Annotated in this window: 24 protein-coding genes; 3 read left to right on the plus strand and 21 right to left on the minus strand. The window is 41.9% G+C overall.

Annotation, left to right across the window (positions count from 1 at the left end; genetic code table 11):
* Positions 1 to 8 precede the first annotated feature (8 nt).
* The 9 genes from nuoI to LDO73_RS11250 form a co-directional block, all read right to left on the minus strand.
* The gene (gene nuoI, locus LDO73_RS11210) at positions 9 to 551 is read right to left on the minus strand and encodes an NADH-quinone oxidoreductase subunit NuoI (protein WP_004259834.1); all 543 of its coding nucleotides are present in this window, start codon (positions 549 to 551) and stop codon (positions 9 to 11) included.
* Between the two features lie 14 nt (positions 552 to 565).
* On the minus strand, positions 566 to 1,543 hold the full coding sequence (gene nuoH / locus LDO73_RS11215; protein WP_036952747.1) for an NADH-quinone oxidoreductase subunit NuoH: 978 nt from the start codon (positions 1,541 to 1,543) through the stop codon (positions 566 to 568).
* Complete coding sequence (nuoG, locus tag LDO73_RS11220) at positions 1,543 to 4,275, minus strand: NADH-quinone oxidoreductase subunit NuoG (protein WP_224057949.1); 2,733 nt, start codon at positions 4,273 to 4,275, stop codon at positions 1,543 to 1,545. The genes nuoH and nuoG overlap by 1 nt, the downstream gene beginning before the upstream one ends.
* An 88-nt stretch (positions 4,276 to 4,363) precedes the next feature.
* On the minus strand, positions 4,364 to 5,725 hold the full coding sequence (gene nuoF, locus LDO73_RS11225; protein ID WP_224057950.1) for an NADH-quinone oxidoreductase subunit NuoF: 1,362 nt from the start codon (positions 5,723 to 5,725) through the stop codon (positions 4,364 to 4,366).
* Entirely contained in the window at positions 5,722 to 6,294 is a 573-nt protein-coding gene (gene nuoE / locus LDO73_RS11230; protein ID WP_224057951.1) for an NADH-quinone oxidoreductase subunit NuoE, read from the minus strand. Before nuoE ends, nuoF begins: the two co-directional genes overlap by 4 nt.
* Before the next feature lie 2 nt (positions 6,295 to 6,296).
* Entirely contained in the window at positions 6,297 to 8,099 is a 1,803-nt protein-coding gene (gene nuoC / locus LDO73_RS11235) for an NADH-quinone oxidoreductase subunit C/D (protein WP_181477305.1), read from the minus strand.
* A gap of 74 nt (positions 8,100 to 8,173) precedes the next feature.
* Positions 8,174 to 8,848 carry a NuoB/complex I 20 kDa subunit family protein gene (locus tag LDO73_RS11240; RefSeq protein ID WP_004912254.1) on the minus strand — a complete coding sequence of 225 codons (675 nt, stop codon included), beginning with the start codon at positions 8,846 to 8,848 and terminating at the stop codon, positions 8,174 to 8,176.
* Positions 8,849 to 8,866: 18 nt separating this feature from the next.
* Positions 8,867 to 9,310 carry an NADH-quinone oxidoreductase subunit A gene (locus LDO73_RS11245; protein ID WP_224057952.1) on the minus strand — a complete coding sequence of 148 codons (444 nt, stop codon included), beginning with the start codon at positions 9,308 to 9,310 and terminating at the stop codon, positions 8,867 to 8,869.
* Positions 9,311 to 10,289: 979 nt separating this feature from the next.
* Positions 10,290 to 11,198 carry a LysR family transcriptional regulator gene (locus LDO73_RS11250; RefSeq protein ID WP_224057953.1) on the minus strand — a complete coding sequence of 303 codons (909 nt, stop codon included), beginning with the start codon at positions 11,196 to 11,198 and terminating at the stop codon, positions 10,290 to 10,292.
* Between the two features lie 809 nt (positions 11,199 to 12,007).
* On the opposite strand from LDO73_RS11250, the gene LDO73_RS11255 reads away from it, so the two are divergent.
* A complete protein-coding gene (locus LDO73_RS11255) occupies positions 12,008 to 13,222 on the plus strand; it encodes a pyridoxal phosphate-dependent aminotransferase (RefSeq protein WP_224057954.1) in 1,215 nt (404 codons plus the stop codon).
* Positions 13,223 to 13,396: 174 nt separating this feature from the next.
* Here the strand turns inward: LDO73_RS11255 and LDO73_RS11260 are convergent, their stop codons facing one another.
* The 3 genes from LDO73_RS11260 to LDO73_RS11270 all read right to left on the minus strand — a co-directional run bounded on the left by LDO73_RS11260 (position 13,397) and on the right by LDO73_RS11270 (position 14,972).
* Positions 13,397 to 13,774, minus strand: a complete 378-nt coding sequence (locus tag LDO73_RS11260; RefSeq protein WP_224057955.1) for a hypothetical protein — start codon at positions 13,772 to 13,774, stop codon at positions 13,397 to 13,399.
* Between the two features lie 410 nt (positions 13,775 to 14,184).
* Positions 14,185 to 14,553, minus strand: coding sequence for a hypothetical protein (locus LDO73_RS11265; RefSeq protein ID WP_224057956.1), 369 nt, complete (start codon positions 14,551 to 14,553; stop codon positions 14,185 to 14,187).
* Between the two features lie 41 nt (positions 14,554 to 14,594).
* On the minus strand, positions 14,595 to 14,972 hold the full coding sequence (locus LDO73_RS11270) for a hypothetical protein (RefSeq protein ID WP_224057957.1): 378 nt from the start codon (positions 14,970 to 14,972) through the stop codon (positions 14,595 to 14,597).
* Positions 14,973 to 15,147: 175 nt separating this feature from the next.
* On the opposite strand from LDO73_RS11270, the gene yfbR reads away from it, so the two are divergent.
* Positions 15,148 to 15,729, plus strand: coding sequence for a 5'-deoxynucleotidase (gene yfbR, locus LDO73_RS11275; RefSeq protein ID WP_224057958.1), 582 nt, complete (start codon positions 15,148 to 15,150; stop codon positions 15,727 to 15,729).
* 64 nt (positions 15,730 to 15,793) lie between these two features.
* On the opposite strand, the gene LDO73_RS11280 is transcribed toward yfbR, so the two are convergent.
* The 9 genes from LDO73_RS11280 to yfbV form a co-directional block, all read right to left on the minus strand.
* Positions 15,794 to 16,240: a hypothetical protein gene (locus LDO73_RS11280; protein ID WP_224057959.1), complete on the minus strand. Its 447-nt coding sequence runs from the start codon at positions 16,238 to 16,240 to the stop codon at positions 15,794 to 15,796.
* A 67-nt stretch (positions 16,241 to 16,307) separates the two neighbouring features.
* A complete protein-coding gene (locus LDO73_RS11285; RefSeq protein ID WP_224057960.1) occupies positions 16,308 to 16,682 on the minus strand; it encodes a hypothetical protein in 375 nt (124 codons plus the stop codon).
* Positions 16,683 to 16,717: 35 nt separating this feature from the next.
* On the minus strand, positions 16,718 to 16,894 hold the full coding sequence (locus tag LDO73_RS11290) for a hypothetical protein (RefSeq protein WP_224057961.1): 177 nt from the start codon (positions 16,892 to 16,894) through the stop codon (positions 16,718 to 16,720).
* Positions 16,895 to 17,487: 593 nt separating this feature from the next.
* Complete coding sequence (locus tag LDO73_RS11295; protein ID WP_224057962.1) at positions 17,488 to 17,907, minus strand: hypothetical protein; 420 nt, start codon at positions 17,905 to 17,907, stop codon at positions 17,488 to 17,490.
* Positions 17,908 to 18,321: 414 nt separating this feature from the next.
* A complete protein-coding gene (locus tag LDO73_RS11300) occupies positions 18,322 to 18,696 on the minus strand; it encodes a hypothetical protein (RefSeq protein ID WP_224057963.1) in 375 nt (124 codons plus the stop codon).
* A 162-nt stretch (positions 18,697 to 18,858) separates the two neighbouring features.
* Positions 18,859 to 20,688 carry an SLC13 family permease gene (locus LDO73_RS11305; RefSeq protein ID WP_224057964.1) on the minus strand — a complete coding sequence of 610 codons (1,830 nt, stop codon included), beginning with the start codon at positions 20,686 to 20,688 and terminating at the stop codon, positions 18,859 to 18,861.
* A gap of 87 nt (positions 20,689 to 20,775) precedes the next feature.
* A complete protein-coding gene (locus LDO73_RS11310; RefSeq protein WP_224057965.1) occupies positions 20,776 to 21,450 on the minus strand; it encodes a sugar phosphatase in 675 nt (224 codons plus the stop codon).
* Between the two features lie 69 nt (positions 21,451 to 21,519).
* Positions 21,520 to 22,014, minus strand: a complete 495-nt coding sequence (locus LDO73_RS11315; protein WP_224057966.1) for a YfbU family protein — start codon at positions 22,012 to 22,014, stop codon at positions 21,520 to 21,522.
* A gap of 161 nt (positions 22,015 to 22,175) precedes the next feature.
* The gene (gene yfbV / locus LDO73_RS11320; RefSeq protein WP_224057967.1) at positions 22,176 to 22,631 is read right to left on the minus strand and encodes a terminus macrodomain insulation protein YfbV; all 456 of its coding nucleotides are present in this window, start codon (positions 22,629 to 22,631) and stop codon (positions 22,176 to 22,178) included.
* 619 nt (positions 22,632 to 23,250) lie between these two features.
* Between yfbV and ackA the strand changes: the two genes are divergently transcribed.
* Complete coding sequence (gene ackA / locus LDO73_RS11325; RefSeq protein WP_224057968.1) at positions 23,251 to 24,453, plus strand: acetate kinase; 1,203 nt, start codon at positions 23,251 to 23,253, stop codon at positions 24,451 to 24,453.
* Positions 24,454 to 24,457: the final 4 nt, after the last annotated feature.

Here is a 24,457-nt window from a genome sequence, read left to right on the forward strand (position 1 = left end):
ATCGCTCCTTACGGCAACAGGTCTTTGACGTTGATAGGTTTCGCTTCGTTATCCGCTTCGCCTTTATCTTTACCTGCGATCGCCATACCTGATTTACGGTAAAAGTTATAATCAGGATATTTACCCGGTCCTGAAATCAACAGATCGTTTTTCTCATAAACCAGATCCTGACGACGCCAATCTGCCATTTCGAAGTCTGGCGTTAATTGGATTGCCGTAGTTGGGCAAGCCTCTTCACATAGACCACAGAAAATGCAGCGAGAGAAGTTCACGCGGAAAAATTCGGGATACCAGCGTCCATCTTCGTGCTCGGCTTTTTGCAGTGAGATACATCCCACTGGGCAAGCAACTGCACACAAGTTACACGCAACACAACGCTCTTCACCGTCAGGATCGCGCGTTAGCACGATACGCCCACGGTAACGGGGTGGCAGATAAACCGGCTCTTCTGGGTACATTTGCGTTTCCCGTTTATCGAACGCATGTAGACCCACCATCCAAATACTGCGTACTTGGGTGGCGAAACCGACCAATAACTCTTTTAATGTCATGGTTCAATCACCCCTTACTGAGCGTTGTATAAAATCACTGCTGCGGTACCCAGCAGGTTAAGCAGTGTCAGCGGCAGACAAATTTTCCAGCCGAAGGACATTACTTGGTCATAACGTGGGCGCGGTAATGAAGCACGGATCAAGATGAACATCATCATGAAGAAGGCTGTTTTAATCGCAAACCACAGGAAAGCAGGCAGGAATGGACCATGCCAACCACCAAAGAACAGCGTTACAATCAGCGCGGATACGGTCACGATACCGATATATTCACCTACGAAGAACAGACCGAATTTCATACCGGAATATTCCACGTGGTAACCGTCGGCAATCTCTTGTTCCGCTTCTGGCTGGTCAAATGGGTGACGGTGACAGACCGCGACACCCGCAATCGCAAACGTGATGAAACCAAAGAATTGTGGGATCACGTTCCACATACCCTCTTGGGAATTCACGATATCGATTAAGTTGAATGAACCCGCTTGCGCGACAACACCCATCAGTGACAAGCCTAAGAACACTTCATAACTCACCGTTTGAGCCGATGCACGCATCGCACCCAATAAGGAGTATTTGTTGTTACTTGACCAACCGGCGAACAGTACCGCATACACTGCCAGACCTGCCATCATCAGGAAGAATAAGATCCCGATGTTCAGGTCAGCAACGTGCCAAGTCGGGCTGACTGGCACAATGGCAAACGCTAAGAACAGAGAACAAAATGCGATAACCGGCGCAAGCGTAAAGATTTTCTTGTCCGCAAACTCTGGGATCCAGTCTTCTTTAAACAGCATTTTGAACATGTCGGCAATCAGTTGTCCCATTCCAAATGGACCCACACGGTTAGGACCGTAACGGTTCTGGAATAGACCGAGAATACGGCGCTCGCCGAGACTCATGTAGGCCCCGCAGGTCACGACAACCAGCAAGATAACAACGGATTTAAGGATGGAAATCAGGACTTCCATCACCGCAGGAGAAATCCAATCCATCATGCGCCCCTCCGCAGATTATTCACTGACACGCCCGCCATCACTGGAGCGATTCCCGGCATACCCAGAGGTAAACCGATTTGACCCACAGCAAGGTGCTGACTAATGCGCACTGGCAGATTAAAGGTTTGACCTGCATGACTAAACTCAGCTTTCACGCCAGCATTGAGACCCAGTGTCGCCGCATCTTGCGCATTCAACATGATATAAGGCTCTGGCATACGCTGCTGGATCACATCAGAACGTTGTGAGGTCTCATCACTACCAAACAGATGGTAGTAAGGTGCCACAACCCACTGTGCTTCGCCGCCTTGGTAAGGCGCAGGAACCTCGGTAAAGTACGCCAATTTGCTTTCTGTCGAATTGAATAAGCGCACGCCCGGATCACCAAACAATAAGTGTCCGCCCACCTCTGCTTGGAATTTGTTCCATGCTTGCGGTGAGTTCCAGCCCGGTGCCCATGCAAATGGAATTTGCTGGCGTGGTGCTTTCGGTTGGTTATTCCCTTCCATTGAGAATGCAAATGGTGAGTCAATATCTTGCGGTTGGCGCGGTTCATGAACCGATTTATTTGCCAGCATTGACGTACGACCGCTGTAACGATGCGGTTCACGCGCCAGTTTCTGTCCGCGAATACGGAAAGAGGCTTTCGGTGCTGTATCTCTAATACCTGCAAATTGCGGCAGTGCAGCCACACACTCTTCAATAACGTGGTCTAATTGCGACCAATCTGCATCACGTTGCTGCGTTTCAGTTTGCAGTGAATGCATCCAGCGCCAGCTTTCGTTCATCACGATGCTGTTATCGTAGTAAGTTGGGTCAAAGACTTGGAAGAAGCGTTGAGCACGACCTTCTTGGTTGATAAGCGTACCGTCTGCTTCAGCAAAACTTGCCGCTGGCAGCACTAATGTCGCCTTATCCATGATGTCAGTGTGCTGATGGTCTGCCACAATCAGGTGCTTCAATTTCGCTAATGCGCTATTGACGGCATCCACGGAGCTATGACGGTAAAGGTCATTTTCCATCACGATAGCCACATCAGCTTCGTTAGCTTCAATGCGCGAGAAAGCATTTTCTAATGGCAATGCGTTCATCATCGCAAGACCAAAGCTGTTGGCATGAGACGCGACATAAGACAGACCGACGTTCGCACCCTTCGCTTTCAGCGCAAATGCCACGTTAGCTGCGGCTTCGATCATCGCATCGCTAGCGCTATGGCTACCACTGATAATCAGGGGTTTCTTCGCACCCGCTAAAGCTTGAGCCACGGTTTCTACTTTCGCTTTCACATCAGCCGGTAAATCATTCACCGCTGGTGCATCACCGTTGATCATGTTAGCAATCGCAAAGCCGAAACGCGCTTGGTCAGCCACTGGTGCACGATAGTTGTAAGCCGCGACATCATCTAAACGCGTATCATCCACGTTAGTGATAAACAGTGGGTACTTAGCGTGTTGACCAATGTTTTGGATCGCTGCGATTTGCCAGTCAGCCACTTTTTGTGCCGCTGCCATTTCACGGGCTTTACCTTTCACCGCTTGGCGAACAGATAAGGCCATACGTGCGCCCGTCTGAGTCAAATCTTCACCCAGAACTAACACCGCATCATAGCCTTCGATTTCACGCAATGTTGGAGTGTAAACACCACCGTTTTGCAGGATGTTTTGCATCAGCGCTAAGCGACGCTGTTCATCCTTAGAAATACCAGAATAGAAGTTTTCCGCGCCGACTAAAGCACGCAGTGCATAGTTGCTTTCAACGCTAGCACGAGGGGAACCGATACCAATCACTTTCTTCGCTTGATTGATGATCTGCGCACCGCTTTGCATTGCTTCAATCGCCGAAACCACCTGCTGTACGCCATCTTTCGTTAACAGCGCTTGGCGAGGACGGTCTTTACGGTTCACGTAACCATAACCGAAGCGACCACGGTCACACAGGAAGTAATGGTTTACAGAACCGTTATAGCGGTTTTCAATACGGCGTAGTTCACCATAACGCTCACCTGGGCTGGTGTTACAACCGATGCTGCACTGTTGGCAGATACCCGGTGCAAATTGCATATCCCATTTACGGTTATAGCGTTCTGAGTGCGTTTTGTCAGTGAATACCCCTGTTGGGCACACTTCGACGAGGTTACCGGAAAATTCACTTTCCAGCGTGCCGTCTTCAGTACGACCAAAGTAGACATAGTTATGCGCGCCATACACACCTAAGTCGGTGCCATCTGCATAATCTTTGTAGTAACGAACGCAACGGTAACACGCAATACAGCGGTTCATTTCATGACTAATGAATGGACCGAGATCTTGGTTTACGTGAGTGCGTTTTGTAAAACGATACTTACGCATGGTATGACCGGTCATCACCGTCATATCTTGTAAGTGGCAGTTACCGCCTTCCTCACAGACTGGACAGTCGTGTGGGTGGTTGGTCATCAGCCATTCAACAACACTTTCACGGAATTGTTTGGCTTCTTCATCATCGATTGAGATGTAAGTGCCTTCCGTTGCTGGTGTCATACAAGACATCACGAGGCGACCACGAGTGTCATCCGCGTTTTGATACTGCTTCACCGCACACTGGCGGCAAGCGCCAACGCTTCCCAGCGCCGGATGCCAGCAAAAATAAGGAATATCTAGCCCCAACGATAAGCAGGCTTGTAACAGGTTTTCAGACCCGTTTACGTCATATTCTTTGCCGTCTACATATATCGTAGCCATAGTCAGCATGCTTCCCAAAGGCCCGCTTTAGCAGGCGTTAAACATAAATACGTTCTTCGTCAAAAATTCGTTTAGCGGTTGCTCAATCGCTAAATGCTTACCAACGCTGCTTGAGCAGGTTTGGCTGGATCCCGGCAATCTGCACGATGTTGCGCAGATCTTTTTTCGAGATACCCGCTTCGAACTCTCCACGGAAATATTTGATGGCGCTTTGTAATGGCTCAACCGCACCCGGTGCGTGTGCACAGAACGTTTTGCCTGGTCCTAAGAAACGGCAAAGTTGTTCAAGAGTTTCGATATCCCCTTCTTGACCTTCGCCTTTTTCCAGTGCCTGTAGAATTTTTACGCTCCACGGCAGACCATCACGGCACGGTGTACACCAACCACAGGATTCACGGGCGAAGAAGGTTTCTAAGTTACGTACTAAAGAAACCATATTGATTTCGTTATCTACCGCCATCGCCAGCGCTGTACCTAAACGGCTGCCTGCTTTCGCGATGTTTTCGAAATCCATCGGTAAATCGAGGTGATCGTTGGTCAGGAAGTCAGTTCCTGCACCACCCGGTTGCCATGCTTTGAGTTTTAATCCATCACGCATACCGCCCGCGTAGTCTTCTAAAACTTCGCGCGCCGTTGTACCAAATGGCAGTTCCCACAGACCCGGATTTTTCACGCGTCCTGAGAAGCCCATCAGCTTAGTTCCCGCGTCTTTACTCTTGCCCGCACTTAAATCGATATACCACTGGTCACCGTGCTCTAGAATTGCAGGCACGTTACAGATAGTTTCGACGTTATTAACGCAGGTCGGTTTACCCCATGCACCTGAACTTGCAGGGAATGGTGGCTTAGAGCGTGGGTTTGCACGACGGCCTTCAAGGGAGTTAATCAGTGCGGTTTCTTCCCCACAGATATAACGACCAGCCCCGGTATGCACAAATAGCTCAAAATCAAAACCAGAACCGAGAATGTTTTTACCTAATAAGCCCGCGGCTTTGGCTTCTTCGATGGCGCGACGTAAATGTTTCGCCGCTTCAACATACTCACCACGTAAGAAGATATAACCACGGTAGGCTTTTAATGCGTAAGCCCCGAGGATCATCCCTTCCACTAATAAGTGTGGCAGTTGTTCCATCAGTAAACGGTCTTTGTAAGTGCCCGGCTCCATTTCATCCGCATTACATAAGAAGTAACGCAGTTTCATGTTTTCGTCTTTCGGCATTAAGCTCCACTTCAGACCCGTCGAGAACCCTGCACCACCACGACCTTTCAGTCCGGCGTCTTTGACAAGGTTAACCACTTCATCAGGAGCCATGCCTTTGAGGGCACGTTCGACACCTTTGTATCCGTTTTTGCTGCGATACTCATCTAACCAGACTGGCTGCGCGTCATCGCGCAGACGCCAAGTTAATGGATGAGTTTCCGCAGTACGGATCACAGGGTTTGCGGAGAAGTTTGTCATGGATACTGCTCCAGTAGCTTTTGAATATTTTCAGGCTGCACATGACTGTGGGTATCTTCATCGATCATCATCGTTGGCCCCTTGTCACAGTTACCTAAGCAACAGGTTGGCAGCAGCGTAAAGCGACCATCAGCGGTGGTTTGGCCTGGGCGAATACTCAGCTGTTTAATAATTTCAGCTTCTAAGCCTTGATAGCCCGTAATATGGCAAACAACGCTGTCGCAATAACGAATAATGTGGCGACCCACTGGTTGACGGAAAATTTGGCTATAGAATGTTGCCACGCCTTCTACGTCACTCGCAGGAATGCCTAAAACCTCAGCGATAGCATGAATAGCGCCATCTTCGACCCAGCCACGATTTTTTTGCACAATTTTCAGCGCTTCAATTGACGCCGCGCGGGCATCTTCGTAGTGGTGTTTTTCCCCTTCAATTTCCGCACGCTCATGCTCGGTTAAAACAAAACCGTGATTGGCTTGCGGTTCGAAGGTATTCACCACGTCAGATTGACTGTTACAGCCGCATTGGCCGGTGCCACATTGACCTTGTTTATCTTGTTCATTATGCATGGTTAGCGATCCACATCCGACATTACAAAATCGATACTACCCAGATAGACAATTAAGTCAGAAACCAAGCTACCTCTGATTGTCGCCGGAATTTGCTGCAAGTGCGCATAACTCGGGGTACGAATACGTGTACGGTAGCTCATGGTGCTGCCGTCACTGGTTAGGTAGTAGCTGTTGATCCCTTTGGTTGCTTCAACCATCTGGAATGATTCGTTCGCTGGCATTACCGGGCCCCAAGACACTTGTAAGAAGTGGTTGATCAGGGTTTCGATATGCTGCAATGTGCGCTCTTTCGGCGGCGGCGTTGTTAGTGGATGGTCAGCTTTAAATGGACCTTCTGGCATATTCTTCAGGCATTGCTCAAGAATACGGATACTTTGACGCATCTCTTCCACTTTGATCATTACGCGGTCATAGCAGTCGCCGTTATGGGCGATTGGAATGTCGAATTCAAAGTTTTCATAACCTGAATAAGGACGTGCTTTACGTACGTCAAAATCCACACCCGTTGCACGTAAGCCTGCACCCGTCACGCCCCACGCTAATGCCTCTTCCTTGGTGTAAGATGCCACACCAATAGAACGACCTTTCAAAATGGAGTTTTTCAGCGCAGAAGTCACATAGGATTCTAGACGTTTCGGTAACCAGTCTAATAATTCACGCAGTAATTTATCCCAGCCGCGCGGTAGATCGTGAGCAACCCCACCGATGCGGAACCAAGCTGGATGCATACGGAAACCGGTGATTGCTTCAATGACGTTGTACACTTTTTGTCTATCAGTAAACGCAAAGAACACCGGTGTCATGGCACCAACGTCTTGAATATAGGTACTGATATACAGCAGGTGGCTGTTGATACGGAACAGTTCAGACATCATGACACGAATAGTTTTTACGCGATCCGGTACTTCGATACCTGCTAGTTTTTCAACAGCAAGAATATATGGCATTTCATTCACACAACCGCCGAGATATTCGATACGGTCGGTATAAGGAATGTAGCTATGCCATGACTGACGCTCGCCCATTTTCTCTGCACCACGGTGGTGGTAGCCGATATCGGGAACGCAGTTAACAATTTCTTCACCATCCAATTGCAGCACGATACGGAATGCACCGTGAGAAGATGGGTGGTTTGGACCCAAGTTCAGGAACATGAAATCTTCGTTTTCATTTCCGCGATCTAAGCCCCACTCTTCTGGTTTGAAAGTCAATGCTTCCATTTCCAGATCTTGCTTTTGCTTAGTCAGAACAAATGGATCGAATTCCGTGGCACGCGCAGGGTAATCTTTACGCAGCGGGTGACCTTCCCAGCTTGGAGACATTAGTAGGCGACGTAAATTCGGGTGACCTTGGAAGGTGATCCCGAACATGTCCCACACTTCACGCTCATACCAGTTGGCATTTGGGAATAAAGAAACCACCGATGGCACGTTTAAGTCTTTCTCATTAAGAGCCACTTTCAACATGATATCGCGGTTTCGGTCAATGGAAATGATGTGGTAGAACACACTAAAGTCCGCTTCTGGCAGACCTTGGCGATGAATACGCTGGCGTTCATCGACTCCGTGTAAGTCGAACAACATCACATAAGGTTTAGGTAGTTTCTGTAAGAAATCTACAATTTCCAGTAATTGTTCACGACGTACCCAAACCACTGGCATGCCAGTGCGGGTTGCTTGAACTGAAAAGGCATCCGGGCCAAATTGGTTGCGCAGTTCCAGAAGCACAGGATCATTAATATGATCTTGTGTCTGCCATTCTGGCTGATTATGACTCGCTTGCGCTATCTGATCTGTCATCATTCTTCACCATAACGCTTGATCAGGTTTATTATTTCGCAACAACATTGCTCTGTTACGCTGTATGGCTAAAAGCCTTAAATTTCGTCAGGGGTACGCAGGTTGGTTACTGCAATACGTTCACCGTGTTTTCTTTCTCTTTCTGACTGCATATTCGCACGATAAACACCCTGATCACCGACAACCCATGAAAGTGGGCGACGCTCTTTGCCGATGGATTCTTGTAATAGAAGGAGAGCCTGCATGTAGGCTTCAGGGCGTGGTGGGCAGCCTGGAATGTACACATCCACGGGAATAAATTTGTCGACGCCTTGCACTACGGAATAGATGTCATACATCCCACCTGAGTTCGCGCATGAACCCATGGAGATAACCCATTTTGGTTCAAGCATTTGGTCATAAAGGCGCTGGATGACAGGAGCCATTTTGGTAAAACAAGTTCCCGCAACAACCATAAAGTCGGCTTGACGAGGAGAAGCACGCAGTACTTCCGCACCAAAGCGGGCTACGTCATGAACAGCCGTGAACGACGTCACCATTTCTACATAGCAACATGAAAGACCGAAGTTGTATGGCCACAGGGAGTTTTTACGTCCCCAGTTCACCACATCATGAAGTGCATGAGATAATTTCCCCATATACACACTGTTTTCAACTTGCTGCTCAAGGGGATCAGTAACAATTTCTTGAGTTTGCAGTGGGTAACGGTCGTTCTCACCGTTCGGATCTATGCGGGTGAGCGTATAATCCATTGTATAATGCCTCGCTTTTTACTGCGGATGACGATTGCTGATTTTAATAACTTCACTAGGACCTTTAACTGCGCGACGTGAACGGATTGGAGTCCAATCGAGTGCACCAACGCGGATCAGATAAAATAATCCCGCCAACAATACCAAGATAAAAATAGCGGCTTCGATGAAACCGACCCATCCCGCTTCGCGGATGGCGACAGACCATGCAAATAAGAACATAGCCTCCACATCGAAGATCACGAAAAACATCGCGACCAAGTAGAACTTGGCTGACATACGAAGACGAGCACTACCGACAGAGTCAATACCTGACTCGTAGGGAACGTGTTTTGTTCTGGCTTTGGCGCGGCTACCTAAGAAATGACCTGCGGTCAACATGAAAGCGCAAAGACCAATAGCGCCGAGAAAGAATATAGCAAAGCCCCAGTTATGGGCTAACTCTAGGATTGATGTAGACATACTCGTTGCTTACTCATTACTTATGGTACTTAACTGCTCTTTTTTATAACACGGCAGTATTGCACCACAATTGCCCAGTTAATCGAGAAGAAAGACCAAAATTGACCTTAAAACTAAAAGATCCCCCAAACTAAAATCAGCCTGACGACTGCTGTTTGGTTTGTCCCTCTCTCACTACATTTTATTTTGCTCAAATGAGACAAAATAACCGTATTTATTACAAATAATTCACACGCAAAAAACATTCATGAAACAAAAATAACTCATTAACTGCTAAAACGTGTCAGTGTTACTATACACAAATAAACACGCAAAGTAGTCTAACTGATTATTCGTTTTTACTACACCATTATCTCAGGAAAAACCTGTCTTAACAGACGAAAAAATGTGCTTTTTATTTGATCTAACGCACAGATTTATTGAAAAAATACTCAATTTGTTTACATAACATCCGAATTTAATTTAAGAGGCAGTAACGAATTTTTATTCATCAGCCCTACTAAGCCTATGACTACTCTCAGCTATTTTATCAATTCAGCAAATAAATATTGTTAACGACGTAACATATCGTTAACTAACTAATGAATTTCATGTTATGCCGTATACATCACAATTATTTCATGCTCTTACGCGTAAATCCATACTTAATAAGTGGTTAATTCGTGTATTTTGTCACCTATTGAGCAGAAACATTGTTCACTATTTTGTCACCTGAACTTTAAGTGAAATATCGTACTGTCAAAATCCCCTTCCTTCCCGATTAACCACTTAATGAGTACGGTCAGTAAATTTCAGTTAAAAACAATTTGATAACAATATAAATGCGTAAAATAGTCAGGTAGGTTTTAAGGATGGATATCGATGGAAAAAAAACGGCTGAGCCAGAATTAACTGACTCAGCCGGATAAATATATTTTGGTTAGCTTGTCACTTATCTTTGATAAAAATCCTATTTTACCGATAAGGACAAACCTCTATCTTATTGAGCGCTGTTCTCAACTTGCTCAGCAACGGAATAAGAGATTTTTTTGTTTTCAATCGCATTAAAGACAGTGAGCACGAAATCTTTTTGCTCATCCGCATTTTTATATAGCCAGTACTGAATATCTGGCAAGCGAGGTAAGCCATCTGACTCGCCTAAAATACGCAGATCCGCATTTTGCATTTCCATTGGACGTGCAGTCACCCCAACTTCAGCATTCACCGCTGCACGAACAGCAGGTAATGATGCCGCTTCATAAGCCACATGCCACGGTAAGCCCACTTCATCTAATGCATGAGTACATAACTTACGGTATGGGTTAGTTTCATCCATGACAACCAATGGGATTGGCTCATTTGGGCGTAACTGAAAATCAGGGGCGCTGTGCCATAAAATCGGGACAGTTCTTAATGCTGTTTTTGGGTGCTGGGGAATACGGGTTGTCGTTAATGCTAAATCAATTTCATGATTATCTAACATTGACTCAATAAACTGAGCACGTTTAATTCTCACTTCTACCGCGATGCGTGGAAATACGGAGGCAATACGGTTTAGTAAGAAAGGTAATAAGATATCGACTGTATCGTCGGATGCCCCGATACGCAATTCACCATCTGCATCGTTATAAGTCAAAGATGCGGTGGCATCATCATTAGCGCGTAAAATCTGTCTCGCATAGCCGAGTAATTGCAGACCATGGGCAGTTAACAACTTATTACGCCCGTGACGTGCAAATAATTCACGACCAACTAATTGCTCTAAACGTTGCATCTGCTGACTAACAGCGGACTGGGTTCGACATACTGCGGCAGCAGCAGCGGCAAAAGTATTAAGATCAGCCACTGCGACAAATGTGCGTAGTAAATCGAGATCTAAGTTCATTATGGGACGATTGGAATTTATCATCGTACATTCTCTTTATATAATTTTATGATACCTGGTGTTTCTGCTCTCCTCCGTGAGAATCAGCGAGTCTTAAAAATAATCCAACTTTTTGCATTTCTAATCCGTAGATTTGCATTTATGGTATTCAATACTCTATATTGCTACATCTATTTGATAATTAACTTAAACAGCTCAATTATCCAATTAGTGTTTTAAATTTCTATCAATTAAAGCGAGGTTGATTAACATAAAACTCAATAAGCACGAAATAATTGAAGAAGACTAAATAGTAACATATTTAATGTAGTTGCAATTATTTTAATGTAAGCTCTTTATGTAACATATGATGTAAATTAACAATTTTATTAATTATCAATACACTAAACATTATAACCACGGTTTCACTAAGAATATTCTCATTAAAATAATCAATATTGCTAACAAAAAAAGCCAAAAAACCCCAAAAAAGCCTCTGCCAATAGTTAAATTTATTTTTAATTTAATGATTTAAGGTACAAACTTACAGAGTGATACAATTTTTGTCACTTTGTCATTACGTAACTTTTTCATTATTTATGACGACTCATTCACTGACACACTCCAAAACTACGATGATTATCAGAATTAGATTCTGACTTAAAAGCCATAACTAGAACCATCATCTGACTTATTCAATACTTTAAGATAGCATATATCTGATTTATGTCTAAACCAACCTTTTGCACCAAAAATTATCTAGCATCTTCAAAAGCTTCCGAGGGAGGAGTACAGTAGATAGTAATGCCGGAAGTCCCCTATGATTGCGAGCCCGTTAGGGTAATGAGAGAACCATGAATACGATAATGAAATCCAATAAGCTTGATAATGTTTGCTATGACATTCGCGGGCCAGTTTTAAAAGAAGCAAAACGCTTAGAAGAAGATGGTAATAAAGTCCTAAAACTGAACATTGGTAACCCGGCACCTTTTGGCTTTGAAGCACCTGATGAGATCCTCGTTGATGTCCTACGCAATCTGCCAAGCTCGCAAGGTTACTGTGACTCCAAAGGCTTATATTCCGCGCGTAAAGCAATAGTTCAACACTACCAAGCCCGTGATATCCACGATATGACGGTTGAAGATGTCTATATTGGTAACGGTGTTTCTGAACTAATCGTTCAAGCAATGCAAGCGCTATTAAACAATGGCGATGAGATGCTAATTCCCGCGCCTGATTACCCTTTATGGACGGCTGCCGTCTCTTTATCTGGTGGTCATCCTGTTCACTATATATGTGATGAACAGCAAGGCTGGATGCCGGATATCGAAGATATCCGCAAGAAAATCACCCCACGTACCCGCGGGATTGTCATCATCAACCCAAATAACCCAACAGGGGCGGTGTACAGCAAAGCGCTATTAATGGAAATCGTCGAGATTGCTCGTCAATATAGTTTGATTATCTTTGCCGACGAAATTTACGATAAAATTCTGTATGACGATGCGCAGCACCACTCTATCGCAGCACTGGCCCCCGACTTACTGACTGTGACCTTTAATGGGTTATCAAAAACTTATCGTGTCGCAGGTTTCCGCCAAGGCTGGATGGTCTTAAATGGCCCGAAAAAGCATGCTAAAGGCTATATTGAAGGCTTAGAAATGCTGGCCTCTATGCGCTTATGCGCGAACGTGCCAATGCAACATGCTATCCAAACTGCATTAGGTGGTTATCAAAGTATCAGCGAATTTATCCAACCGGGCGGTCGTTTATATGAGCAGCGTAATCGTGCATGGGAATTGATCAACCAAATTCCAGGAGTCTCCTGTGTTAAGCCACAAGGTGCCCTGTATATGTTCCCGAAAATTGATATTAAACGTTTTAATATCCACGATGACCAAAAAATGATCCTTGACCTGCTACTGCAAGAAAAAGTGCTATTAGTTCAGGGAACCGCATTTAATTGGCCACACCCAGACCATTTCCGTATCGTCACCCTGCCTTATGCAGATGACTTAGAGATGGCGATTAATAAATTTGGACGTTTTCTTGAAGGTTATTCGCAGTAATTAGAACATGACTAAGATTTTTATTAATAAATAGCTCCTCTGTGAGCTATTTATTTTTCATTATCTATAAAATGAAGCGTTATTATTCTAAGCAATTAAAATAAAAAATAGTGTGAATCATTGACATTGAATCCTACTATCTCCAGTTTAATGTCTAAATTTCGCCGAAGATAATCATCTAATCTGTATTAGTTTTTCAGAGCAACTGCCTGACTTCGGAAAAGCAACATAGGCAGTTTTGGCCTCGCCATTGATACCGATAATAGCTTTTCCATTATCCTCATCCTTGATTGAACAAGTGAAATAACCATTGGTAGAGTATATTTTGCCATCCATGGTATGTACCATCACTTTCCAATAGTCTAATGGCGAAAACAAACCTAGCCGATAATAAAAATAAAATTGATAGTCTACTTTCTCACCGTGCTCTATATCGTTAACAGAGCCTTCTGTTTTTTCTGAGCCGCTCGATTTGTGTGTGATATAAATTGTGCTTACTTTAGTTCCCCAATAATTTTCAATTGAACCTAATCCTTTTTTGCCATTCATCATATTATCTTCTCCTTTATTAGCATCCACTTTATTTAGTTAGTTAAAACAACTTAATTTATAATTAAAATTACTTTAAATACGTTAATGAGTAGAAATACAATTAATATTTAACCGAGAAATAAAATAGCTCTGGAAGAGCTACTTTATTCGTTACATATTCAAACCTCTTAATTCGATAATCATTATTTGATAGTCAAATAATAGAAATAAGATATACCGCCGCAAGAAAAAACAACACTAATATTACTGGAAAGTATTTCATAAAAACCTCGATTTACTGATAATTTGGAGTGATCGCTGGTGATTATAAATCATTATTATCTTATATCAATTATTCGACTACTAAATTAAATTTAGATCTATTTAAGAGCGTCTTTATAAGATTGACTTACTAACTTATCTAATTAACACTATCTACGAATTAACCGCGTGCTACAGCCACTAGAATGTGTAAATGCCACATACATTGTTTTGGCATCACCATTAACGCCAAGAATCACAGGATCTTCATCCTCTTCCGTGATATCACAATAAAAATTATCTTTCGTTAAATAGCGCTCACCACTCACAGTCTCAAATTCTAAGAACCAATAATCATGGAAACCGGCGTACTCTGCGTGGCCCGCTTTATGTCTTTTTTCACCCAGCTTTAGGTTATAAATTTCAAAGTTAGTGGGCTTCTGGTAGAGCGAATGATGTTTAAATTTAACGACTTTCAAATCCTCATACCAAAAATTTTCAAAAGTAATAAATATCAATCTTGGATTGAATGTTTTCATCGCTATTTCCTGTAAAAGAAATTTTTTTGATAAAAAACGGACTAATATAGAGACATTTTTACCGAAAAAGTCCCGGATACTGGATATGAAACATTTAATTGCTTATTTTTACCGTCAACAGATAATTTAACCCGCCCAATTTTTTTATCCTCCTCACCAATTGAACACAAAAAACCCTCTGGCGTAGTATAAGAACCCGATGCCGTGACAATATGAACACGCCAGTAATCATCTGTTTGTCCAACATCATGTTGAATAACATATTCAAATGCATTCTCAATCAGCTCATTATTTTGTATCCCCCCAAGCGAAATTGAAGCCTCCCTAATTGAAGTATGCCGCAAATTGGCCATCAATATCTCTTCCCCCCAATGGTTTTCAAATGAGGCAATACCACCACTTAATTTTTGCATCGTCATACATTCCTCTTTTTAGATAGAATCTCATCATAGCGGTATTTAAATAATCTAAAATCAATTGTTTTTATTAGCTTTTTCTAAAAAAAACCAATTAATTCCCTGACACAATAAACTTACCAACCTCATAAATTTTGAGATATAATTTTGGTTATCATCGGATCAAAGAAGAGGAATTATGAGCTACTTTTTCGCCCACCTTGCTAGAATGAAACTTATTCATCGCTGGCCATTAATGCGTAATGTTCGTACCGAAAATGTTTCCGAACACAGTTTACAAGTTGCGATGGTTGCTCACGCCCTAGCGATTATTAAAAATCGCAAATTTTCTGGTAATGTTAACCCCGAGAAAATCGCTTTATTCGCCTTATATCATGATGCTAGTGAAGTTATCACTGGCGATTTACCAACCCCAATTAAGTATCACAATCAGCAAATTGCACACGAATACAAGAAAATAGAAAAATTCGCGCAGCAAAAGCTACTCGATATGTTGCCAGAAGAGTTGCAAGAGGATTTTAAATGCTTGCTCATGGAAGAACTGCAATCTGAAGAAGAGCACTTTATTGTGAAACAAGCAGATACGCTTTGTGCTTATTTAAAGTGTTTAGAAGAGCTTTCCGCCGGAAATAGCGAATTTAAGCTAGCCAAAAAACGTCTGGAAAAAATGCTAGAAGAAAGAAAAAGCCCAGAAATGGACTATTTTATGAAAACTTTTGTTCCCAGTTTTACACTATCCTTAGATGAAATTAGCCATTAAATTAAATACAAGGAATGAAATCCCTCATTCCTTTATTTAAATCACTCAGCTATAACACCTGAAATTAGTTAACCTGTTTCAAATAAATATAACAGCCCGAATAATTTGAAAAATTCACATAGAACTTTTTATCGTCCCTATCAACACCTAAATTAATATAATTATTATTATCACCATACCATAATGAGCATATGCATTCACCGACCGGCTTATATATTTTACCCGAGTTTGTTTCTAGTGTGATATCCCAATTATCTATATTATCAGCAATAGCGCAAAAACCATTTGCGTCATATTGTTCATCATTACACAGTTCGATATTTTTACGAAATGGAAAAACTAACACTCTTTCTATCGTTGCGCCATCTGACATAAAATTAATTGTTTGAGTTACAAATTCTCTTTTTCCTAAGCTATCTGTACTTGTTAACCAATGGGATAACTTAACCAACGATATATCTTCACCCCAATTATTTGTAAATGAACAATATACTTCATTTTCTTTATGCATTTATCACTCCCCACTACATTATTAGTATATTCATAGTTCAATTTTTAACTACAGAAATCATGACTCATTAAATTACATTCATTTCAGTTGAACAATCACCTGAGGCTAAATAACTCACATAGAGTCGTTCTGACTCTCCATTAACACCGAGGATCACTCTTCCTTCGTCTTCATCATAAATCGAGCAACTAAATCCATGAGTTGATTGATACTTTCGACCACTTGCCGTCTCTATTCTAATAAACCAATAATCTGATGATTTTCCAATTCCTCTTTGATAAATAAATTCTAAAGCATCTGGAATAATCTGCTTATCAGCAATGTGGGCCAATGTTATTTCTGAAGTTCTTAGTGATGTATGGCGCAAAAAAACAGATTTTAATTCCTCACCCCAGAAATTTTCAAATGTTGCAATTCCTTTTTTTGTTTTAATAAATTCCATATTTCCTCCTAATGTCAAAATTTAATAATTATGCCTTATTCATAAAAATTAAGGCTCGTTTTACAATCTGATGATTTAGGGAAATGAACATACATTGAGCGGGCTTCACCATTAACACCAATAGTCACTTCACCTTTATCTTCATCTGCAATAGAACAATAAAAACTCTCTTTATTTTTATATTTCTTACCATCTAAAGTTTCTACTTCCATATACTAATAATCTTTTGGTGCCACCCATCCTAACTGGTATTGAAAAATCAATGTTTGATGATACGTCGCTTGATTTAGCACATTAAAATGCATGCAAGATTTAGTTAAAAAACCTCTATGTTTTATATAGGCACTAGAAAACATTTCTCCTCAATAGTTTTCTAATGTTATAAAACCTGATTTTGGTAACCTAATTCCCATAAAACCTCTAATATAAGTTAACTTATTGTGTTAGATAATATTTTATATATCGAGAGTTTATAATTCAAAAAGCAATAAACTCCCTCCATTTTAACTATGCTATTTTTTAGCTTAACTTAGTACTACAACCGCTAGAACTTGAAAATTCACTATCAGCATTTTTTATCATCATTAACGCCTAAAGTAACTTTCGGATAACCATAATCCATAACAGAAGAGCAGAACCTCATTTCCGCTCGGTATCCTCGGCCATTCATACCTATTCCTTATTTTAAAAAATAATGACATTCCAGATTAAATTAACAAAATTGAAATTAAGAAAAAAGATTAAATGTTAGCAATTAAATTCATGAAATTATGAATAGGAGTATCACCTAACTTTAACTTTAACTTTAAATCACTTCGATTAATTTGGTACTACAGCCACTAGATGACGAAAAACTGACATAAAAAGTTTTTTCCTCACCATTAACACCTAGTGTTATATACTCTGAATCCAGAAAAGAGATTGAGCAATAAAAATTATTTTTAGTCTTAAATATCTTCCCGCTTTTAGTCTCAAAAGCAATATCCCAATAATCATATTTATCAATTGCTACTTTCTGATATGTAATCACCAGGGCCTTTTCTTGTCGTGTTTTATCCTGAATGTTGGTGATACGATTAAATGAGCCGTGAGTTACACTTGTATCAAAAAAACCAGAAACATAATGTTTCAAGTCCAGATTAATAATCTCCTCTCCCCAATAATTTTCAAAGCTACAATATCCATAATTAAACTTTTCATAGCTATTGACCTCACCATGATTCATATTAATCACCTCTTTCAATTTAGGTCTTAATCAAAACTTAGATTACCTATTCATCGGATGGAATACTCTACAATACGTTATTAATATAGTTTCAAGCTTGTTTTACAATCTGCTGATTGTGGATAATGAACATACATCGTTTTAGCATCTCCATTAATACCAATGGTCACTTTCCCACGATCTTCTTCCACTATAGAACAAGAAAAATCGCTTCTTGCTCTATATTTTTCACCGGATAATGTTTCTAATCTAACAAACCAATAATCCAACTAATTAGATAAACCTACTTCATATTTAAATGAAAATATATCTTTACATATTGGCTCATTGGGCAAATCATTAAAAATGTCTCTATTATAGTAACGTACTATATCTGTATTACCTTCTATAATACCCATATCTATAATTTTCGTATTAATATAGATTCAATTTCGTTTTACAATCTGACGATGCTGGAAAACTGACATACATTGTTTTTTCTTCTCCATTCATGCCTATTGTAACTTGCCCTTTATCCTCTTCACTTATGGAACAATAGAAATTATTTTTTGTTCTATATTTTTCCCCAGATAATGTTTCAATTTCCATATACCAATAGTCTTTTGGCGAACCAATACCTAATTGATATTGAAATATTAATGCATCCTTATAAATAGCACCATCAGGCATATCAAAGTGCGTTCTGACTTTAGTCAAAAATCCTGTATGAGATAAATGTACACGCTTGAGATGTTCACCCCAGTAATTTTCTAATGTAACAAACCCTGTTTTTGGTAATGTAATATTCATAATATCTCCGGTATATAAAATTAATTTACAGAAATAGACTACAAATTTTCCATTGAAATAAAAACAACCATAATTAGCAGTATCTTTTTATTTTGATACTGTTAATTATGGTTATTACTTTTCATGATGTAATAGGCTCTATTTGTTAGAACCTATTATTGTTCAAAAAGGGAATAAAACAGGGATCACGGCCACACTGATGAACATAACGATAATCGTAAATGGCACACCGATTTTCAGAAAATCTGCAAATTTATAACCGCCAGGGCCCAATACCAATGTATTCACAGGGGAAGAAACAGGTGTCATAAATGCAGCGGATGCCGCAATACCAATCACCATAGCAAAAGGCAATGGAGAGACTTCCATTTGATGCGCGGCGGCAATCGCAATAGGAGCCATGAGTACCGCTGTTGCGGTATTAGAAATAAATAATCCAATGGTGGCACACAAGATAAACAGGCACAGTAACATCACATGAGGTCCCAATCCGCCAGCAACCTTCATCAATGCATCTACCGCTAGGGCTATCCCCCCAGTTTCCTGTAAAGCGATAGCAAATGGCATCATACCTACAATCAAAATAATGCTCGGCCAGTGAATTGATTTATACGCACTTTCCATATCAATACAACGAAATTTCCCCATTAATAAGCAGGCAATTAATGCCGCAATAAAATTAGGAATTTCATTGGTGACCATCATCGCCACCATGAGTGCGAGGCAAAATAACGCATGTGGGGCTTGTGAGGCTGCCGGGGCAACGGCCTCAACTTCGGCGGCTAAGTTCAATACGATAAAATTACGTGGTTTGGTCGAAAGGACTCGAATAAGTTTCCAATCCCCTATCACTAAGAGAATATCCCCTAAACGCAGAGATTCATCCACTAGCTTTCCATCAAGGGCCTTTCCATCACGGCGGATCCCAACGACGTTTAAGCCATATCGGGTACGAAATTTAATCTCTCGTAAACTTTTACCCAACAATTCTGAGTCTGGGTTCATGGAAACTTCCGCCATCCCCACATCTCGTGATTGCTCGGAAAAATAATCCCCGCGCAAGATCATCGGCTCAAGAAGTTGTTCACTGCAAAATTGGCGCAGTTCATCGTCAGTCACTGAAATATCAATCAGCAAAACATCGCGCTCGCGTAACTCAGTTCCCCCTGTTGCACTCACCATCACTCGACGAAACTTACGCCAACGCTCAATCCCCACGACGTTTGCACCATAACGGGAACGTAAATGAAGCTCATCAAGCGTGTGTCCAATCAGTGAAGACCCTTTACGAATAGCTAATCGGCGGGCACGCCCTGCCAGTTTATAATCGCGGATCAGATCACGGAAACTACGTTGGTATTTAACGGGTTGTTTATCCGGTTCATTGCTGCCCAACCAGCGACGAGTCAGCCACATGTAACCAATACCGGCGATTAAAATAAGCAGCCCTATCGGGGTAATTGAGAAAAATTTAAAGCTGGGTAATCCTTCGCGAACTAATTCGCTGTTGACCACCATGTTGGGCGGCGTTGCGACTAATGTCATCATGCCGCTGATTAAGCCAGCAAAGCCCAGCGGCATCATTAATCGACTAGGAGAGGTTTTCATCCGTGCTGCGACACTGAGCACCACCGGAATAAAGATAGCGACCACGCCAGTGGAGCTCATAAATGCACCGAGCCCCGCCACCGTCATCATTAAAAATACCAGCATTTTACTTTCGCTGCTGCCTGCAACTCGAACGAGCCACTCCCCCATTTGGTAGGCAATTCCGGTACGAACCAGACCATCACCGATGACAAATAGAGCCGCAATCAACAAAACGTTTGGATCCGAAAAACCCGCCGTTGCCTGTTGTAAGGTCAGTGTGTCGCTTAATACAAACGCCACAATCACTAACAAGGCAACTACATCCATGCGGACTTTATTGGTAGTAAATAGAACAACCGCGATCAATAGTAGGGTTAGTACCCACAGCAATTCTCCGTTCAAAATATCCCCTTTCGACGAAAAAAAACAGGCTAAAGATTTTAGTTAGTTAACCATGTTTTTCAGAGGATTTCTTTGATTAGATCGCAATTAGACGTTTTTCGACACGAAAAGCTCAAAATAGCCACTATCGTCAGGACCAGTCACGGAAATTTGTTCTAATGTACTAATAATTGCAGAGATTTCATCTCGTCTTGGCATGCCTTCAGGAGCATGAACCGCAATAACTTGGCAACCCGCACTTAATGCTGCATGGATCCCCGCTGGCGCATCTTCAAAAGCAATGCACTCGTCAGGAGGTAATTCGAGGCTTTTCGCCCCTAATTGGAAAGGCTCTGGGTCTGGCTTGCCTTTAGACACTTTTTCAAACGTGACCCAATGTTTAGGTTCAGGTAAACCCGCTGCTGCTCGGCGTCCGTGAGCAATTGGCACTGTACCCGATGTCACAATCGCCCAAGGGGCACCTAATGTATTGAGTAAAGATAACAGCGCTATTGCACCTGGCAGTGCAACAACGCCGTCCATATCTTCGCTTTCCATTTTCTCTAACCAACGAAAATGGCTTTGTAGCTCTTCTTCGCTTGCATTAGGCAGGAAATGACGCAATGTGGTCATTGCAGGTTTTCCATGGATATAGTCGATAATTGCTTGTTTATCTTCGCCAATTCTATCGCCGAATAAACACCAACAGCGCTCAACAACAGCGAGTGAATCCGCCAACGTTCCATCGAGATCGAATAAAAAACCTTTTGCTTTTAACTTCACATCAAACCCTTTTTTAGAAAATCATGCTGCCTAATACAAGACGTAAATGCATCCACCTAAAGAGAGAGGTTAAGCATTGAGAATTTGAGAAACTTCAACTGCTGAAAGGTGATATTGACGAGGACAAGCTTGCCAAATTTTCAGCATTCTTAAATATTTATCCCACATTGGTGTTTGTGAGTTAAAGCCATGAGTCCCACTATCGAAATGGGTGTAGCGCCCTTCTGTATTGACCATAAAGCGCACATAACTCAGATAACGCGCTTCAGTTGCGGCATCAAAGCCCAAAAATTGCACACGACGGCCATCCACACCATGTTTATCTTCCATATTGCCATAAGAAACTTGCAGCGCATGGTACATTTCCATCACGTCAATAACCGTACGACACGTTTGCTCGCTGAGTTCACCAAAATCCCTATCCAGCTCGCGCATTTGTAAACCAAATCCACGCTCAATGATAGTTTGCAGACGGCGGTAACGCTCCGCGTTATCCGGGTCTAGCATGGTCATCATTTTATATTGATTGGATAAAATTAAGCGTTCAGCATTAGTCATTTCCATCACAGCTCTCCGTAGATAATTTTCTGTCATCTTCGCATTCAACGTTGATAATGCACAGATTAAATATCACTTTTATTGATCTAAACAGTTATTTTTCGTTAATTACTGTTAAATAAAGGTTTGTTATCAAATTGAATGCTAAATAAGGTTCAATGAACCGTTTAGATATCTTCCATAAAGGTATGATCTAACTGATTGAACGCTTTTTTCAAAAGCTCGGCTAGCGCCATGTAGTCAGGCTGCTGCTCAACGGGCGTCATCGCAATTCCCGCTGCAGTAAATTTATCTCGAATTTCATAGAACCAGCTTAATAATCCAGCCGGTAACGGCGTTACGGCACGCTTACCTAACCACCATAATCCTTGCATTGGCAAGCTACACGCAAATAACGCCGTAGCGACAGCTGGACCTAACTGCCCGCCTAACGCAATTTGCCAAGCCAGCGTAAATATCGCAATGGGCGGCATAAAGCGGATCCCAAACCGAATCGCTTTATTGATACGTAGTTCAGGAAACAGTGGCGTTAGCTTTTTTTCCATAGGGAAAACCTTCAGATAGTGATTACCTAATCTGAAGCGTTTAAAAAAACCCGGAGGGGTACTCTGCATTGTGCTCATCAATTAATTCCCTACTACTATTAATTTTCCACTTCGATTGATTTCCAACTGCCATCACAAAAACAATATCAATCTATGGCTAGCTTACGTCAAATTGAGTGTGAACGCACACTCAGTTTTTAAGTTAATTTTCACAAATTTAGCGTTAATCAAGCTAACTTAAATGAAACCCGCTATTCTCTTGAATACGTAACTCACCGCTATAACTACCCTTTATATGGCATTTATGATTTTAATCAACCAAACACCTTATTTTTAAAAAAAACGTATAAAATATAAAATAGTTTTAGTAGAATCGACCGTAATTAGAATTACTGCCGAACTATGTTACTTAATAGTTCTCTTTAATAAGTAAACAACAGTGATATATTGGGGTTCTGCGCGCTATTTCAATACGATACCGTGACTTATTTTTCACAGTTACTTAACCGTATTACGTAACGTTTTCGCGAGAAAACCCTGTAAAATCATCGATCCATGTACTTTTTTGCACATATCATGATATCAATCATGAATTGGTCGGATATAAATGCGCTAGGCTCTAGCGACTTACATTTTTCAACTAAGTCTGTGTGTCCTCATAACGGGCTTCACAACATCAACTAAGATAGGTATTTCCATGTCAAGTAAGCTGGTACTGGTTTTAAACTGCGGTAGCTCCTCACTGAAATTTGCAATCATCGATCCGACTAATGGAGATGAATTTCTATCAGGTTTAGCTGAATGTTTTAATTTGCCTGAAGCTCGCATTAAATGGAAAATGGACGGTGAAAAACATGAGGCACCTTTAGGTGCAGGCGCTGCGCATAGCGAAGCACTGAATTTCATCGTAAACACGATCCTTGCTGCTAAGCCTGAATTGTCAGCACAAATTACCTCTATTGGTCACCGTATTGTTCATGGTGGCGAGAAATTCACTTCTTCTGTTGTTATTGATGACGAAGTTATCGCGGGTATTAAAGCTGCAATCCCATTTGCACCGTTACATAACCCTGCCCACCTTATCGGTATTGAAGAGGCGAGAAAATCATTCCCTCATCTGATCACGAAAAACGTAGCAGTATTCGATACGGCATTCCATCAGACAATGCCTGAAGAAGCTTACCTGTATGCACTGCCATACGAATTATATTCCGAGCACAGCATCCGTCGTTATGGTGCGCACGGTACTAGCCATTTCTACGTTTCTCGAGAAGCTGCGAAAAAACTGAACAAGCCAGTTGATGAACTGAACGTTATCACTTGCCATTTAGGTAATGGTGGTTCAGTATCGGCTATCGTTAACGGTAAATGTGTTGATACATCAATGGGTTTAACTCCATTAGAAGGCTTAGTAATGGGTACTCGTAGCGGCGATATCGACCCTGCGATTATTTTCCACTTACATGATTCATTAGGCATGAGCGTTGACCAAATCAACAAAATGCTGACCAAAGAATCTGGCTTACTGGGCTTAACTGGCGTGACTAGCGACTGCCGTTATGTTGAAGATAACTACGGCACCAAAGCAGATGCAACCCGCGCAATGGATGTGTTCTGCCACCGTTTAGCAAAATATGTTGGTGCGTACAGCGCGCTAATGGAAGGTCGTCTTGATGCAATCATCTTCACTGGCGGTATCGGTGAAAACTCTGCGCAAGTGCGTGAAATTACGCTGAAGAAACTGGCAATCCTTGGTTTCGAATATGACCACGAACGCAACTTAGCAGCACGTTTCGGTAAAGAAGGTGTTATCACCACCGATAACAGCCGTCCGGCACTGGTTATCCCAACCAATGAAGAGTTGGTGATTGCCCAAGATGCTGCACGCTTAACAGCATAAAGAC

The organism is Providencia alcalifaciens (genome assembly GCF_915403165.1).
In the GTDB taxonomy this organism is placed as follows: domain Bacteria; phylum Pseudomonadota; class Gammaproteobacteria; order Enterobacterales; family Enterobacteriaceae; genus Providencia; species Providencia alcalifaciens_C.

Excerpts from the sequence above, each read along its gene's own strand:
- nuoI (WP_004259834.1), bottom strand. The coding sequence starts at position 551 with ATGACATTAAAAGAGTTATTGGTCGGTTTCGCCACCCAAGTACGCAGT.
- nuoH (WP_036952747.1), bottom strand. The coding sequence starts at position 1,543 with ATGGATTGGATTTCTCCTGCGGTGATGGAAGTCCTGATTTCCATCCTT.
- nuoG (WP_224057949.1), bottom strand. The coding sequence starts at position 4,275 with ATGCTGACTATGGCTACGATATATGTAGACGGCAAAGAATATGACGTA.
- nuoF (WP_224057950.1), bottom strand. The coding sequence starts at position 5,725 with ATGACAAACTTCTCCGCAAACCCTGTGATCCGTACTGCGGAAACTCAT.
- nuoE (WP_224057951.1), bottom strand. The coding sequence starts at position 6,294 with ATGCATAATGAACAAGATAAACAAGGTCAATGTGGCACCGGCCAATGC.
- nuoC (WP_181477305.1), bottom strand. The coding sequence starts at position 8,099 with ATGATGACAGATCAGATAGCGCAAGCGAGTCATAATCAGCCAGAATGG.
- LDO73_RS11240 (WP_004912254.1), bottom strand. The coding sequence starts at position 8,848 with ATGGATTATACGCTCACCCGCATAGATCCGAACGGTGAGAACGACCGT.
- LDO73_RS11245 (WP_224057952.1), bottom strand. The coding sequence starts at position 9,310 with ATGTCTACATCAATCCTAGAGTTAGCCCATAACTGGGGCTTTGCTATA.
- LDO73_RS11250 (WP_224057953.1), bottom strand. The coding sequence starts at position 11,198 with ATGATAAATTCCAATCGTCCCATAATGAACTTAGATCTCGATTTACTA.
- LDO73_RS11255 (WP_224057954.1), top strand. The coding sequence starts at position 12,008 with ATGAATACGATAATGAAATCCAATAAGCTTGATAATGTTTGCTATGAC.
- LDO73_RS11260 (WP_224057955.1), bottom strand. The coding sequence starts at position 13,774 with ATGATGAATGGCAAAAAAGGATTAGGTTCAATTGAAAATTATTGGGGA.
- LDO73_RS11265 (WP_224057956.1), bottom strand. The coding sequence starts at position 14,553 with ATGAAAACATTCAATCCAAGATTGATATTTATTACTTTTGAAAATTTT.
- LDO73_RS11270 (WP_224057957.1), bottom strand. The coding sequence starts at position 14,972 with ATGACGATGCAAAAATTAAGTGGTGGTATTGCCTCATTTGAAAACCAT.
- yfbR (WP_224057958.1), top strand. The coding sequence starts at position 15,148 with ATGAGCTACTTTTTCGCCCACCTTGCTAGAATGAAACTTATTCATCGC.
- LDO73_RS11280 (WP_224057959.1), bottom strand. The coding sequence starts at position 16,240 with ATGCATAAAGAAAATGAAGTATATTGTTCATTTACAAATAATTGGGGT.
- LDO73_RS11285 (WP_224057960.1), bottom strand. The coding sequence starts at position 16,682 with ATGGAATTTATTAAAACAAAAAAAGGAATTGCAACATTTGAAAATTTC.
- LDO73_RS11290 (WP_224057961.1), bottom strand. The coding sequence starts at position 16,894 with ATGGAAGTAGAAACTTTAGATGGTAAGAAATATAAAAATAAAGAGAGT.
- LDO73_RS11295 (WP_224057962.1), bottom strand. The coding sequence starts at position 17,907 with ATGAATCATGGTGAGGTCAATAGCTATGAAAAGTTTAATTATGGATAT.
- LDO73_RS11300 (WP_224057963.1), bottom strand. The coding sequence starts at position 18,696 with ATGAATATTACATTACCAAAAACAGGGTTTGTTACATTAGAAAATTAC.
- LDO73_RS11315 (WP_224057966.1), bottom strand. The coding sequence starts at position 22,014 with ATGGAAATGACTAATGCTGAACGCTTAATTTTATCCAATCAATATAAA.
- yfbV (WP_224057967.1), bottom strand. The coding sequence starts at position 22,631 with ATGAGCACAATGCAGAGTACCCCTCCGGGTTTTTTTAAACGCTTCAGA.
- ackA (WP_224057968.1), top strand. The coding sequence starts at position 23,251 with ATGTCAAGTAAGCTGGTACTGGTTTTAAACTGCGGTAGCTCCTCACTG.